General features: G+C 73.7%; 14 protein-coding genes. 9 read left to right on the top strand and 5 right to left on the bottom strand.

The window, feature by feature from the left end:
* The first annotated feature begins 8 nt into the window (after positions 1-8).
* The 8 genes from ACFPL3_RS01320 to ACFPL3_RS01285 all read left to right on the top strand — a co-directional run bounded on the left by ACFPL3_RS01320 (position 9) and on the right by ACFPL3_RS01285 (position 9,172).
* Positions 9-677, top strand: coding sequence for a hypothetical protein (locus ACFPL3_RS01320; protein ID WP_343944866.1), 669 nt, complete (start codon positions 9-11; stop codon positions 675-677).
* 627 nt (positions 678-1,304) lie between these two features.
* Positions 1,305-2,387, top strand: a complete 1,083-nt coding sequence (locus ACFPL3_RS01315; RefSeq protein ID WP_343944868.1) for a hypothetical protein — start codon at positions 1,305-1,307, stop codon at positions 2,385-2,387.
* 36 nt (positions 2,388-2,423) lie between these two features.
* Entirely contained in the window at positions 2,424-3,053 is a 630-nt protein-coding gene (locus ACFPL3_RS01310) for a hypothetical protein (protein ID WP_343944870.1), read from the top strand.
* 1 nt (position 3,054) lies between these two features.
* Entirely contained in the window at positions 3,055-3,819 is a 765-nt protein-coding gene (locus tag ACFPL3_RS01305; RefSeq protein WP_343944872.1) for a hypothetical protein, read from the top strand.
* Positions 3,820-3,877: 58 nt separating this feature from the next.
* The gene (locus tag ACFPL3_RS01300) at positions 3,878-4,222 is read left to right on the top strand and encodes a hypothetical protein (RefSeq protein ID WP_343944874.1); all 345 of its coding nucleotides are present in this window, start codon (positions 3,878-3,880) and stop codon (positions 4,220-4,222) included.
* Positions 4,222-5,430 (top strand): MobF family relaxase, encoded by a 1,209-nt coding sequence (gene mobF / locus ACFPL3_RS01295; RefSeq protein WP_343944876.1) that lies wholly within the window; start codon positions 4,222-4,224, stop codon positions 5,428-5,430. Before ACFPL3_RS01300 ends, mobF begins: the two co-directional genes overlap by 1 nt.
* Positions 5,427-8,555 carry an ATP-dependent DNA helicase gene (locus tag ACFPL3_RS01290; RefSeq protein ID WP_343944878.1) on the top strand — a complete coding sequence of 1,043 codons (3,129 nt, stop codon included), beginning with the start codon at positions 5,427-5,429 and terminating at the stop codon, positions 8,553-8,555. Before mobF ends, ACFPL3_RS01290 begins: the two co-directional genes overlap by 4 nt.
* Positions 8,556-8,557: 2 nt before the next feature.
* The gene (locus tag ACFPL3_RS01285) at positions 8,558-9,172 is read left to right on the top strand and encodes a hypothetical protein (protein ID WP_343944880.1); all 615 of its coding nucleotides are present in this window, start codon (positions 8,558-8,560) and stop codon (positions 9,170-9,172) included.
* On the opposite strand, the gene ACFPL3_RS01280 is transcribed toward ACFPL3_RS01285, so the two are convergent.
* On the bottom strand, positions 9,169-9,729 hold the full coding sequence (locus ACFPL3_RS01280; RefSeq protein WP_343944882.1) for a hypothetical protein: 561 nt from the start codon (positions 9,727-9,729) through the stop codon (positions 9,169-9,171). The two genes, ACFPL3_RS01285 and ACFPL3_RS01280, sit on opposite strands and share 4 nt — an antisense overlap.
* A 683-nt stretch (positions 9,730-10,412) precedes the next feature.
* Between ACFPL3_RS01280 and ACFPL3_RS01275 the strand changes: the two genes are divergently transcribed.
* Positions 10,413-10,982 carry an excalibur calcium-binding domain-containing protein gene (locus ACFPL3_RS01275; protein ID WP_343944884.1) on the top strand — a complete coding sequence of 190 codons (570 nt, stop codon included), beginning with the start codon at positions 10,413-10,415 and terminating at the stop codon, positions 10,980-10,982.
* A 157-nt stretch (positions 10,983-11,139) separates the two neighbouring features.
* Here the strand turns inward: ACFPL3_RS01275 and ACFPL3_RS01270 are convergent, their stop codons facing one another.
* From ACFPL3_RS01270 to ACFPL3_RS01255, 4 genes are all read right to left on the bottom strand, one after another.
* Positions 11,140-11,370 (bottom strand): holin, encoded by a 231-nt coding sequence (locus tag ACFPL3_RS01270; RefSeq protein WP_343944885.1) that lies wholly within the window; start codon positions 11,368-11,370, stop codon positions 11,140-11,142.
* Positions 11,371-11,507: 137 nt separating this feature from the next.
* Positions 11,508-12,158 carry a peptidoglycan-binding domain-containing protein gene (locus tag ACFPL3_RS01265; protein WP_343944887.1) on the bottom strand — a complete coding sequence of 217 codons (651 nt, stop codon included), beginning with the start codon at positions 12,156-12,158 and terminating at the stop codon, positions 11,508-11,510.
* The gene (locus tag ACFPL3_RS01260; protein ID WP_343944889.1) at positions 12,155-12,478 is read right to left on the bottom strand and encodes a hypothetical protein; all 324 of its coding nucleotides are present in this window, start codon (positions 12,476-12,478) and stop codon (positions 12,155-12,157) included. Before ACFPL3_RS01260 ends, ACFPL3_RS01265 begins: the two co-directional genes overlap by 4 nt.
* A complete protein-coding gene (locus ACFPL3_RS01255; RefSeq protein WP_343944891.1) occupies positions 12,475-13,638 on the bottom strand; it encodes a polysaccharide lyase family 7 protein in 1,164 nt (387 codons plus the stop codon). Before ACFPL3_RS01255 ends, ACFPL3_RS01260 begins: the two co-directional genes overlap by 4 nt.
* Positions 13,639-13,791 lie beyond the last annotated feature (153 nt).

The following is a 13,791-nucleotide window of genomic DNA, read 5'->3' as shown; positions in this document are numbered from 1 at the left end:
ACCCGCGCATGAGCGACGACGACGGGCTCGACATCCCCCGCACCCTCGACCGCCTCGAACGCGCCATCGAGGCGCTCGCCACCCAGGTGGGAGCAGTGGGAGAGAAGGCGGGACATCACGACGCCCTGATCAACCAGCTCGCCACCTCCCTCACCAAGCTCGCCGGCACGGTGAGCGGGAGCGGGAGCGACGACGACGCACCCACCCACTCGCGGGCGTGGCTGCAGATCGCCGACGCGGGAGCGGCGCGGGAGCTGCTCGCCGACCTCGTCGAGTGGGTGGAGGCCGTGTACCTCCGCTACGAGGGCGTGCAGCTCCCGTCCTGCTGGCTGTGGCACCCGCCGGTCATCGAAGAACTGTGGGCGCTGCGGAACCTCCACCGGGAGGCCTACACCGGGCGCACCGCCACCTGGACCCGGGCGGCGGACTGGCACGACCGCTACCGCCCGGGCGTGGTGAAGCGGGCGCGGGAGGCGATCGGGGACTGCGAGCTCTCCCGCCACACCCGCGGGAGCGACCGGGCGCCGCGCCCGGTGGCGGCCCCACTCGCGATTCACGCCGAGTACGTCGCCGACGCGTGTGTGATCGCCGGGCTCCCGCCCGAGCCCACACCCCAGCAAGTGAGCCAGGCGGACCAGTACGAAGCCGAGCAGCAGCACCGGGGGGCGTACGCGTGACCGGCAGGACTACCCGCACCCGTCGGCGCCGGTTCCCGCGCGCCGGGGACCCCAGCTACGACGCCGCGCTGCGGCGGGTGCGGGCGGCGCGCGGGCCGGCGCGGGCGCACACCTGCGGGTGCGGGGCGGCGGCGGTGGCATGGGGCTATCCGGGCGGGGACGCGCGCGAGCTGACTGACCGGGCTACCGGGCGCCGATACAGCGCTGACGTGCAGCGATACGAGCCGATATGCGCGGCGGACCACCGGCGGGCGGCATGGGCGTCGCGCCGGCGCGACCGGGCGCCGCTCGACCCCGCCGAGGTCACACGGCTCTACGCGGACGGCTGCTCCGCGGCCGGGATCGGCCGCACGCACGGCTACACGGCCTCCGAGGTCCTCCAGGTCCTCCGCGCAGCAGGGGTCCAGATCCGTCGAGGACGGACACGTCAGGCACCGACAGGCACCTCTGACGTCGAGGAACGCACCACCCAGTGATCACTAGCTAGCCCGTTCAAGATCCATCTCAGCACAAGATCCACTCACTTCAAGATCCACATCTCTAGATCATCCACAAGCACAACCGCCCGATCACACCGTGGCATCACGATCCCAAGGTGATCAACAACTCCGAAGAGAGGAACCCGCCATGGCACTCCGCGACTGGCTCGCGAACCCGTTCCACAACTGGCGCGAGCGCCTGCAGGCCTCCGAGCTGCCTCGGCAGAACAACGCCAGCCGGGCATCGTCCGACGACCAGACCGCGGTGCGCGGCACGGTCATCCAGGACCACCACGAGCTGATGGCCGGCCATTCCGACCCCAACGTCCGCGACTACCACCTCGCCGAGCTCGACGGCCTCTTCGACGACGACGCCATGCAGGGCCCCGGCCTGACCGAGCCCCCGGCCGATCACTACGGCCCCAACGGCGAGTACCTCGGTCCCCCATCCCCCGCGCAGGCCAAGGCTCAGGAGCTGCAGGCCGAGTACTTCCGCCAGATGACGCTCGAGAACACGCCTCTTGGGTTCTACGACGACCGGTACGGCATGGACGACTTCCCCGAGGGGGTCTACCCCGCGCCGAGCGACGCTGCGGAGCGGGCGCTGCTGCAGCACCTCCGCGAGCACCCCGAGCTGCGCGAGAACCCCGAGTGGACGGACTGGTACGAGGGCGTCGACAAGACCGCGGGCGCTGACCTTGACCAGGCAGCGGACTGGCCGTATCACGCCCACGCCGCCGCTGACGTCGCGGCCACATACCGGACCGACCCCAACGACTCCGACAACCACAAGACGGCGGAGCAGCTGTGGCGAGCGCTCTGCGCCACCGAGTACCGAAGCTACGTCGTCGCGTACGGCAACGACGGCAACCCACGGAACGACCTGCCCGATCGGTGGGCTGCGCGCGCAGCCGATCTGGCCGAACGGCTCTCAGGAGAGGTCGAGGTTCCGCCGGACACGCTGCGCAGCCGCGCGCGTGATGCCGCATACGCGTACGGCCAAGATCCAGGCACCGACGACGACCCGGACCGTTTCGAGCCGCCCGCCTGGGCCAATCTGCCCCGGCACGACGGGGGAGCCGCCGCGCAGGAAGACCCCGACGAAACCGCCGCCGCTGTGCACGCGGCATGCGCTGCTGTCGAACAGGTCGACGACGCCGCGGCGCCGCCGCCGCCGCACAACAGCGAGTCCCGCGAGAGCGCCGCCGACAGCGCCTCTGTCGACGACTGAACCCCAGCCCCTACCAGTGATCGGAGTACGCGAGTCGTGACCACTGTCTCGCAAGACGCAAGCCAGCTCGGGCGAGCGATCGAACTCGTCGTCGCGGACTACCGCGAGGAGGGATACCCGGAGGCCACCGTCGAGGAGGCGCTCTCGTCGACGCTCGCCGAGCTCGACCTCGACGACATCGCGAACCTGAGCTCCGGGGCCGACCCGGTGCTGAGCCCCGAGGTTGCGAAGGCCTACCGGGAGGTCCTCACCGCCGATCGCGCGGACATCACCCGCGAGACCGGCATCGCGCTGACCGGTGCGGCGGCCGCCAGGGGCGGTGAGACCGACAGCCCCGGAGGGGAGCCGCCGTACACGTGGCTCGGCGCTCCGGCGTGCCCGCCGTCCAGCGGTACAGCAGCTGTCCGCAACCACCTCACCCCAACGAGGGGGCACAGCGCCGGCTACGACGGCGCCTACGCGCGCCGCTACGGCAGGGAGCTGCCGGCCGCGGCTGTGAGCAACGGCCGCGCGGTCGTGGAGGTCGAGCACCCCGACGCTGCGACTGCCGTTGCGGCCGCGGCGGCTGCCGTGGCCCAGGCCAACGGCCTCGCCCAGGACGAGCCGGTGATCGTCGTCGTCAGCGAGGACGTGCCGGACTGGGTCGCCGAGGACCCGGGGTTCTGACGTGGCCGCGAAGACGAAGTCCCGCCGCGAGCGCGGGTTCTGGGAGGAGTTGCTCGAGCCGGAGGACGGGCACCTCACGCCGCTGGCCGCGGCCGTGGGGGCCATGTTCGGCGTCCTCGCATTCGTCGTCGGTCGCTACGTCGACTCGACGCTCGAGGACCGGGAAGCCCTCCTCGCGCGGCACCGGTGGGAGATGCAGCACCGGCAGCCGCGCAGCCAGCTGACGCAGGACCAGGTCCGCGACGACGAGCGCAGCGACGACGACGAGCGGGGCGACGACGAGCGGGGCGTCGACGAAGGCTCCGCTGACGAGGGCAGCGCTGACGAGGGCAGCGCTGACGAGCACGTGCCCACCTACGACCAATGCGAGAGCTGGGTCAACCGCGACCACCTGCGCGACCCGCGCGACGACGACCACGCGGCAGCGGCCGAGGTCGTCGACGGCGAGGTCGTCGTGGCAGACCAGACGCACCCAGGCGTAGCCCGCTCCGAGGTCGCACCGGTGAGCACGACCGAGGTCGAGAAGAACGCGGACAGCGCCGGCGACCGGGCCCATCCCGTGCGCCGCCGCGCCGACGAGCTTCCCGAGACCGCGATGGAGCGGGGCGACGCCATCGTCGAGGTCGAACACCCCGACGCCGCCACCGCCGTCGCGGCCGCAGCAACAGCGGTTGCCCAGGCCAACCACCTCGCCCCGGAGCAACCCGTCGTCGTCGTGGTGGCCGAGGACGTCCCCGACTGGGTCGACGAAGACCCGGGGTTCTGACCGTGCCCACGACCGCCCGCACCCGCACCAGACCCCCGATCACCCAGGAGACAGCAGCGTGACCACGACCTACGACGGCCCGCCGATGACGGCGCAGGAAGTGGCCGAGGCGGTAGCAGAGGACCTGGGCGTCAGCCGGGGCGCCGCGGCCGAGATGGTGCGCGGCTACCTGGACGAGACCTCCGAGCGTGTCGGTGTGTCCGTGCACAACTGGACGCTCGACGAGTCCGACGTCGAGGCGATCACTTCGTCGGCGCAGGCGACGACGGCGACGGCCGCCGCGGTCGCTGAGGCCACAGCTGCGGTCGCCGCCGCGACCGCCCAGCTCGACGAACCTGCGGCCGCAGCCGCCGACGACGAGGCGGACAGCGACGCACACGTCGACGTAGAGGCGGCGAGCTGATGCTGAGCCTCGCCCGCGGATACGACGTCGGCTACCTCCTCGGCCCAGTCCAGTCGGGCCGGGAGGGCTACTACACGGGCGCGGTCGCCGCTGGCGAGCCGCCGGGCCGCTGGTACGGCTCCGGCGCCGCTGAGCTCGGCCTCGACGGGGAGGTCGACGCCGACCTGATGGAGGCGATCTACAAGCGCCTCCTGGACCCCCGCGCGCCGGAGACCCACTCTCGCGCGTCCTGGGATGAGGCACCGGCGCTCGCGCCCGAGCACCGCGCGTACCGGTCCGCCGACGAGATCTACGCCGAGCTCGTCGCAGCGGAGGAGGGGGCCGGGCCGGAGCGGCGTGCGGAGCTGCGCGCGCGGGCCGAGCGTTCGGCACGGCAGGCGGTGGCGTTCATCGACGCCACGTTCAGCGCCCCGAAGTCGGTGACGGTGGTCGCGACCGCGTTCGAGCGGATGGCGAACGACGCCCGGAAGCGCGGCGACCAGCAGGCTGCAGCGGAGTGGGCGGCGTGGCAGAAGAAGGTCGAGGACGCCGTCATGGCCGGCGCCCGCGCCACCGTCGACTACCTCCAGGACGTCGCCGGCTACTCGAGGGTCGGGCACCACGGCGGCGGCGCCGGGCGGTGGATTGACGCCCACAGCTGGACGGTCGCGCAGTTCCTGCAGCACGACAGCCGCGACAAGGACCCGCAGCTGCACGTGCACCAGGCCGTGCTCAACCGGGTCAGGTGCGCGGACGGGAAGTGGCGCACCCTCGACTCCCGCGCGATCACCATGCACCGCATGTCGGCCGGGGCGGTCGGGGAGCGGGTCATGGAGGCCGAGCTGCAGCGCACCCTCGGGCTGCGTCTCGAGACCCGCGCCGACGGTGTCGCCCGGGAGGTCGTCGGCGTCCCGCAGCGGATCATCGACCTGTTCTCGTCGCGGCGGCGCGCGATCAGCGAGAAGACGCAGGAGCTGCTCAACGCCTACGAGGAGCGGCAGGGGCGCCCGGCGACGGTGCTGGAGCGCAAGCACATCGCGCAGGAGGCGACGCTCGCGACGCGGAAGGGCAAGTCGCACCGCGGGGAGACCGAGGCCCAGAGGCTCGACCGGTGGGCGCGGGAGGCCCGCGATGCCGTGGCTGGCGGCCTCGCCTCGGTCGCGACGGCGGTGCTCACCCTGGGAAAAGCGAGCGTCCCGCGGAGGCCCGGTGGTCTCCGCGGGACGTGATCGACCGCGCCCTCGACGCAGTCGGAGAGCACCAGCAGACCTGGACCCGCTCAGACCTGATGTGGGCGATCAGCAACGCCCTACCGGCGGACCTCGGCGTCGACGCCGGGGAGGAGCGGCAGCTGCTCGACCAGCTCACTGACCGGGCGCTCGCCGAGGCCATCCCGACGAAACCGGAGGAGGACACGGCTGATCTGCCCGACGAGTTCCGGCTCGCGAACGGGAAGTCGTCCTATCAGGCGCCCGGGTCGGCGAAGTACACGGCGCCGGGGCAGGTGACGGCCGAGCGGATCATGCGGGAGTCCGCGGTGCGCACCGGCGCGGCAACGATCACGCTCGGGCAGGCGAACGCCGTGATCGCCCGGTACGCGGAGAACGGGGTCGAGCTCGGCGCCGATCAGAAGGCCGCCGTACACGGGGTGTGCACCTCGGGCGCATTCGTCGAGGTCCTCGCCGCCGCCGCTGGCACGGGCAAGAGCGTCACGGTCGGGGCGATCGCGGAGGCGTGGGCTGCGGACGGGCGCCGCACGGTCGGGCTCGCCCCGTCCCAGGTCGCCGCCGACGTGCTCGCCGAGGAGCGCGTCACCACGTGGAACCTCGCGCGGTGGCGGGGCGCGCAGCAGCGCCTCGACGAGGGCCGCGCCCAGGACGACGACGAGCAGCTGCGGCTACGCGCCGGGGACCTGGTCGTCGTTGACGAGGCCGGCATGGCAGCCACCGAGGACCTCGCCGAGGTCGCGCGGCGCTGCGAGAAGGCCGGCGCGAAGATGCTGCTCGTCGGCGACCAGCGGCAGCTCGCCGCCGTCGGCCCCGGTGGGGCGATGGCCGACCTCGGTGCCCGCGCCGCGAGCTACGAGCTCACCGAGGTCCGCCGCTTCCGGGTGCCGTGGGAGGGGGAGGCGTCGCTGCGGCTCCGCGACGGCGACCGGGTCGCGATCGAGCAGTACGACAAGCACGGCCGCCTCCACGAGGCCGGAACCCCGGAGGAGGCCGAGCAGGCCGCGGAGCGGGCGTGGCTGGCCGACACGATCGCCGGCCGCACGGCACTGCTGCTGGTCGGGTCGAACGAGCAGGCCGCCCGCGCCTCGGCGCGGCTGCGCGCCGAGCTGGTGCGCCTCGGCCGCGTGTCCGAGCAGGGTGTCGCCCTGGGCCGGGACGGCACCACCGCCGGCGTCGGGGACCTGGTGCAGGCCCGCCGCAACGCGTGGGGGCTGCGCGGCTGGGAGGGCAACGAGCGGGTGCCGATCAACCGTGAGACCTACCGGGTTGTCGGGGTCCGCGACGACGGCGGCCTGCAGGTCGCGAAGGTGATCGGCCGCACCGACACCGGCGGCGACGAGCTCGCCGCGCCGATCGCGCTGCCCCGCGACTACGTCGACCAGCACCTGTCCCTCGCCTACGCGAGCACGGTGCACGCGGCGCAGGGCCGCACCGTCGATACCTCCCACACCGTCGTCGCCCCATCGTCGGACGCCGCGTCCGTGTACGTGGGTCTCACCCGCGGCCGCGAGGGCAACGACGCCTGGATCGTCACGCGCCCGTTGCCGTCCGACGCCCCGGTCGGCGCAGCGCAGGAGGTCGAGCCGCGCCCGGGCCGGGCGGTACTGGAGGAGGTGCTCGAGCGGGCCGAGGACCAGCGCGGGGCGCTCGCCGAGCAGGAGCAGGCCGCCGAGGACGCGGCGTCGGTCCGCACGAACATCGACCGGCTCGTCGACGGGATCAGCACGCTCACCGCGGGCCGCTGGTCCGGGCTGTTCGACCGGCTCGCCGCCGCGGGCACGATCACCGAGGAGCAGCGCCGCGAGCTGGCCGCGGACCGGGCGATGGGGTCGGTGGAGCGGCTGCTGCGGCTCGCCGAGGTCGCCGGGCACGACCCTGGCGACGCGCTGCGTCAGGTGCTCGAAGGGAAGACGTTGGCCGGGGCGAACTCCCCCGCGCAGGTGCTGCACAAGCGCCTGCGTGACAGCCTCGGCGAACTCGGCGCGAAGATCAGCTCGTTTCGGGACCTGATCCCCGCCGCGGTGCCGGAGAAGGCGCGCGGCTACCTGGAGCGGCTCGCCGACAGCGGCGACGACCGGCGCCGGGAACTCGGCGCCCGCGTGGCAGCGGAGGCGCCGCGGTGGGCGGTCGAGACCCTCGGAGCGGTCCCCGAGGATCCGGTCGCGCGGGCGGAGTGGGAGCACCGTGCTGGCTGGGCGGCGGCGGACCGCGAGCTCGACGACTACGACAGCGACGTCTACCCGCTCGGCCCGGCTCCGCCGCCCGGGCTGCCGGAGAAGCGCGCAGTCTGGTGGACCGCGCACGACGAGCTCGGCCTGCCGGACGTCGGCCCGGAGGAGGAGTCCCTCTCCGACGGGCGGCTCCGTACGCGGGTCGCGGCGTACATGCGGGAGCGGATTTGGGCGCCCCGCTACGTCGCCGACGAGCTGGCCGCGACGAACGATGCGGCCGCGGCGCGCCGTGCCGATGCCGAGCTGTGGGCCGCGCACGCCGACACCCTCACCGACCCCGGGGAGGCGCAGCGGCTCCGCGACGACGCCGCCGCCGCGCGCGCGGAGGCCGAGCAGCTCGTCGAGCGGGCCGCGCAGCTCGAGGAGGCCGACAAGGCGCGGGCCCGCTGGTACGCGCACACCGCCGTCACCCGGGAGCGGGCCCTGCGCGCGAAGGCGACGCTCGAGCGGCGCGGCATCGACGTCGAGCGCCCGGCGGACGAGACGACCGCCCGGGAGTGGCTGGCCGCGGAACGCGCAGCCCGGGAGCGCGAGGACGCGCACCGCCCCATCCATGACACCGACCTCGCCGCCGAGGAGACCGTCGACGCCGCCCCGGCCCCGGGGGACGGCCCGGTGGTGGAGACCGCGGTGCTGGACATCCGCGACGTCGCCGTCCCGGACGAGACGGAGTTCGCCGACGCCGACCCGCGGCGCCGGGTCCCGGAGCAGCACGAGACCACGGTCGCGGTCGCTCGGGCGCAGGAGGCCGTCGCCGAGATCGACGCCCGGCACGACGCCGACCGCACCGGCGAGGCCGACATCGAGGCCGAGCAGATCGCCTGGTGGGCCACCGCCGGCGAGCACGACCCGGACAGCGACGACGCCGACGAGCACGTGATGAGCGGAGGCTGACGATGCCCGCGATGCACGACGACGTGTGGGACGACGAGACCGGCGACTGGAAGCCGGACGAGTGGGACCGGAAGGTGCACGCCGTACTGGCGTGGCGGGACCGCGTCGCCGACTCCGTCGACGGGCCGCTACCGGAGGTCGGGTCCCCGGAGTGGGCCGCGGCGGACGAGCGCACGCAGGCCGCCTCGCACGCCCGGCACGAACGCGCCGCCGGTCTGGCGCGGGGCCGCGCCGTCTCGGACCGGATGGCAGCCGAGGCAGCTCGGCGGGCAGCGGACCGCGCGGATCAGCAGGCGATCGCGGCCGAGTGGGCGCGGCGCGGCTACGGGCGCGACCCGCTCGCCACGTCGGTGCGCGCGCAGCGCGAAGCCGCGCACGCCCGCCGGACCGAGGCGCCGAAGCCGTGGGATGACGACTACACCACCTCGTTCCCGGCCGACCCCGCGGTGCCGGCGCAGAGGACCGCCTCCGACACCCGGGGGTGTGTTCAACGCGCCGCCACGGCGGTGGCCTGCGCCGCGGCTGGGCGGGCGGTGCGCGCCGCGGTGACCGAGCTGCCGCGTGCTCGTGGGCGTGTCGACGACGAGGTCGACGGCCACGCCGACGTGCACTCCTAGTGGACGCTCGCGACCACCGCGGCGAGCCGCTGGTACAGGGCGGCGTCCTGCACGGCGCGCCGCCGGGCCTCGGCGCGGGCCTCCGGCTCCCCGAACGTGCGCGCCACGTACTCCGCGGCGAGCTGCTCGGCGGTCGGGGTCGAGCCATCCGGGAGGCGGCGAGGCAGCCGCACCGGTGGCCGGGTGTGCACGCCGAGGAGCCACCCGAGCGACGCGGCCACACCGGCCGCCCAGCCGACGTGCCCGGTGACCGGGCGCGCCGGGGGAACGTCGAGCGCAGCCCACACCGCGTCCGGCAGCTCAATCTCGCCGGCGGCGACGGCGTCGCCGAGCATCATCTCCCCGCGCACCGCCGCGGTCGTGGGCTCGCCGTCGCGGTGGGTCATCGGGCCCGGCTGCAGGCCGACGACCCAGGAGATCGCCGCGCACGCGCCGGCATGCCGGTGCGCCCGGTCGTCGCCCTGCAGCTCGCCGACGAGGGCGTGGGTGAGGGCGTGGGCGTCCGCGACCGACCCGGGCGGCGGTACCACCCAGGCGGGAACGGTCGCAGTCGGCACGCCAACAGTATGGGGGCCCGCACCGACATGGAGCCAGGAGCAGAGCACCGCGGGGTTGGGGGCCGTGGGGGCGCTATCGGACCGACCTTGCGGCAGGCCATACTTCGCTCCGCACTGCGAGGCGGCAGCGGATCCACTAGACCGTCGGGGCGGGTCCTCGGGAGCCCCGAGGTTGGGTCGGGGCTCCCGAGGGCCCAGTACCCGGCGCCGGTTGTGAGCCTTGGTGCAGCCGGGACGATCGTTGCCCCACGGCTGACGTCGCTTTCCGCCGGGGACAGCGTTACAGGTGGCGTACCGGATTCCCCCATCGGTGGTTGTCCACGTTGCGCCTCATGCCCGATCGGTAACGGGGAGGGCACGTACGGCGACGTGTGATCGCCAACCGCGATCATCGCGGGCTGATCAACGTCGAGGGGAAGTTCATGGCTCGTCTGCGCCCCACCCGGAAGGTCGTGCTCTGGGGGCTCGCCGGGATCGTCGGGATCTCCATCGTCGGGAACGCGACCGGCGGCGCGGATGAACCACCGGAGGTGGCTGGCACTCTGTCCGCGGCGCAGACCGGCCTGCCCTCAACGTCGGCGGCTCCGCTGGCCGCCGGAGCGCCGCTCACCGGGGCGCAACCAGCGGCAGGAGCAGCAGCCGCCGCGCCCAACACAGGCGCGGCCTCCACGGCAGCAGTCCGCGTGACCAGCGTGACCGACGGGGACACCTTCGACATCGCCAGCGGTGAAACCGTGCGCGTCCTCGGGATCGACTCGTGCGAGGCAGGCACGGACGCCGGACCGGAGGCGACCTCCGACGCCCGCGCCGTGCTCGCCGGGGCGCAGGTGACTCTGCGGGCCGAGCCTGGTGTGGACCGCGACCGGTACGGGCGCCTCCTGCGCTACGTCGACGTGCCGGGCACCGGCGACTTCGGCGAGCACATGGTCACCCGGAAGCACACCGGCGTGTACCAGGGCCGCAACGACGCCGCACAGGAGTACGTCACCCGGCTGCGGTCGCTCGACCAGGACGGCCGCACCTGCGACCAGCCGAAGCCCGCTCCCGCGCCCGCGGTTGCCGATGTCGACGCCCGGCGCGACGCGCCTCCCGCGGCCTCGTCCCGCGACGACGATGATTCCTCGGGCGGCGGTTCGGCGTACTACCCGAACTGCAAGGCGGCGAAGGCCGCCGGCGCCGCGCCGCTCTACCGGGGGGAGCCCGGCTACAGGAGCAAGATGGACGGCGACGACGACGGCGTCGCCTGCGAGTAGCAGCGGCGTCCTCCAGACGGGATGACGAAACGCCCCGCCCTGCGTACCTCGGTGAGGTGGCAGGCGCGGGGCGTTCGCCCGGGCCTCGGCGCTGCAGGTTGTGAGCCTTGGAGCAGCGCCGAGGTGCTGTTGGGGTACCCGGTCTGCCCGGGTTGGGCTACTTGGCGCCGGGGAGCAGCGCCGAGGAGCCCTTGTCGCCCGCGGGCGCGGAGACGATCGAGGTGAGCAGCGACAGTGCCGCAGCGCCAGCTCCGACGCCGAGCGCCGGAACGACGTCGATCTCCAGGATGTTGAAGACCTCGTCGCTGCCCCACAGCAGGAGAAGCGCCTGGGCGAAGCTCTTCACGGAACGGTCGGCGGCGCCGAGCCAGAAGGCCTTGGTGAGCATCGGGGGGATCCCTTCGTTGTCTGCCGGGTCGTCGGCCCGGGAGTGCCGGCCCATCAGGACAGGTCTGCGGGCGGGTGTGCGGCGAGCCGATCAGGCATCGTCCGTACCTCCGTTGGTGCTTGGTGTTGATGTGCTGGTCAGAGGTTGAGCAGGGCTCGGGTTCGCGGGCCGACGACGCCGTCGACGACGAGGCCGGCGCGCTGCTGGGCGAGCTTCACCGCGTCCTCGGTGGCCTCGCCGAACACGTCGTCGACCTGGAGGGCGACGTCGTGCGGGTACCAGGCGTTGAGCACCCGCTGCAGCTCGCCGACCTCGGGGCCGCGGGAGCCGCGGCGCAGCACGCCCACGATCCGCGAGGGCGCCGAGGTGAGGCCGGGCAGCAGCCACGGGATCCGGGACAGCGCACGGGCGTCCGGCACGACGGACAGGTGCAGGTGCCTGGTGTGCGGGTTGGGGCCGTTGTAGTCGCGCCACTGCCACGGCGCCGGGCCGCCCGCACCCGCCATGATCCGCTCGTTCCAGATCACGTACTTGACCCGCTGGTCACGCCCGGCGCGCAGCGCGTCGGCGAGCTCGTGGCAGTCGAGGCCGCCACCCGGGTCGTGGGTGAAGTCCCTCGCCGTGACGTAGTGCTGCCCCGCAAGAGACCACCAAGGGTTGTGGTCTGAGCTGCGGTTCTGGTGGTCCTCGTCGCCGATCCCGCCGTCGCTCGCCGTGGACCGGTCGGGCGCGTGCTCGTTCAGCTGTGCGCGCAGCTGATCCAGGCTGTCGGCCACCTTCCAGCTCACCGGGCAGCTCCGGCATCGATGTGGCAGAGCCGGGTGACCGTGTCCCGGGCGGCGTAGAGGTCGGCCTTGGTCTGGTCGGCCTGCGCCTGCGCCGCGGCGGCGCGGGCCTGCTGCTCGGGGCTGCCGTGCCGGGCGCCCTGCCGGAGCGCGGTGTCCAGGTCCTCGAGCGCGTCCTGATGGGCGGAGTTCGCCGAGTCCACGGCGCGCATCGCTGCCGCGCAGTCCAGGATCTCGGGGTCCGTGGCGATCCGGACGGCTGCGAGCGCGATGAGGGTCGCCGCGGCGGTAGCGGCGCCGGCGAGGACGACGGCGATCCTCACGCGGCCTCGACCATCAGCCCGTAGACCACGACCTCGCCGGTGGCGTGGGGGTCCTCGCCCCACTTCTCGACGTTGGTCTGCAGGTAGGCGCCGACCTTGTCGTACCAGCCGGAGCCACGGGCTTCGATCTTCGCGGCGACGCGGCCGTTGTAGTGCACCTCGATGAGGTCGGTGTCGTACTCGTCGGGATCCCGGGGCACGGTGACGAACCAGCAGGTGAAGCGGTGCCCGTCCTGGTAGTCCCGGTCGACGATCGCCCACTCGTCGCCGTCCTTGTAGGAGACGCCGAGCCCTTCCTCGGCGTCGTGGATCAGCTGGATGACGTCGTCGCCGCCGTCGTGGATCTGCATCCCGGAGATCCGGCGCCGCTTCGTCAGGCCGCGGGTGTCGATCGCCAGGTCGACCTTGAGGGCGTGCGGCTCCGCTGACGAACGGGACTCCTTCTCCCACCTCTTGCCGCGCACCATCTGCCGGGCCTCGGACCGCGGGTAGTGGCTGTTCTCGGTGGTCGTGCCGCCCGCGTTCGCGCAGAACACGACGCCGTCGTCGCGCACATAGAAGTAGGGCCGCAGCGACTTCCCGACCATGTAGTCGTTCTGCGGGCTGTCCGTGGTGCCCGGCTTGGGGATCGGGAGCGTGATCGTCCAGTGCTCGAGCTCCGGCAGGATGTCGGTCGGGTGCGGGCCGCCGGGCTGCGGCTCCTCGCCGCCGTCGTCGTCCTCACCGTCGTCCTCGTCGGGCTCGTCGTTCTCGTCGGGCTCGTCGGGCTCGTCGTCGCCCTTGCGTGGGACGTCGATCGTGATCGGCTCGGTGAACGCCGACACCTCGCCGTCAGGCCCGACGGAGCGCAGCCTGTACGCGTACGGGTGGCCACCCTCCAGCTCGCTGGACTCCCGCTCCCCCACTCCGGCAGGCACGGTTGCCTTGAGGGTTCCGTCCGGGTCGGTGAGGTCCTCGTGGACCTCCGTGGCGACCGCGCCCGGTGCGTCGACCCAGTGGGCCGTGGCGCGGCGGGTGCGCTTGTCCCACTTCACCTTGAAGCTCGTCGGGGGCTGCAGCACGCCCGGCTCGCCAGGCTCGTCCGGGTCGCTGCCGCCGACGATGTCGAGGATCTCCTCCGCGAGGTCCTCAATGCGCTCGAGCTCATCTGGGGTGGGCATTCACGGGCTCCGAGGGATCAGGCGACGGACGACGAGGGATGCGGCGAGGGAACGCAGCCGCTGGGCGCGCCGGCGCAGCCCCCGCGGCGCGGCCGGCCGATACACGGGGCAGGTCGCCGCCCCGCAGGCACCGCAGTCGCTGCCCGGCCGGTA

The sequence above is a fragment of the Pseudonocardia zijingensis genome, from assembly GCF_042657305.1.
In the GTDB taxonomy this organism is placed as follows: Bacteria; Actinomycetota; Actinomycetes; order Mycobacteriales; family Pseudonocardiaceae; genus Pseudonocardia; species Pseudonocardia zijingensis.
The sequence above is the reverse complement of the archived record's forward strand: the minus strand, read 5'-3'. Positions and strand labels throughout refer to the sequence as shown.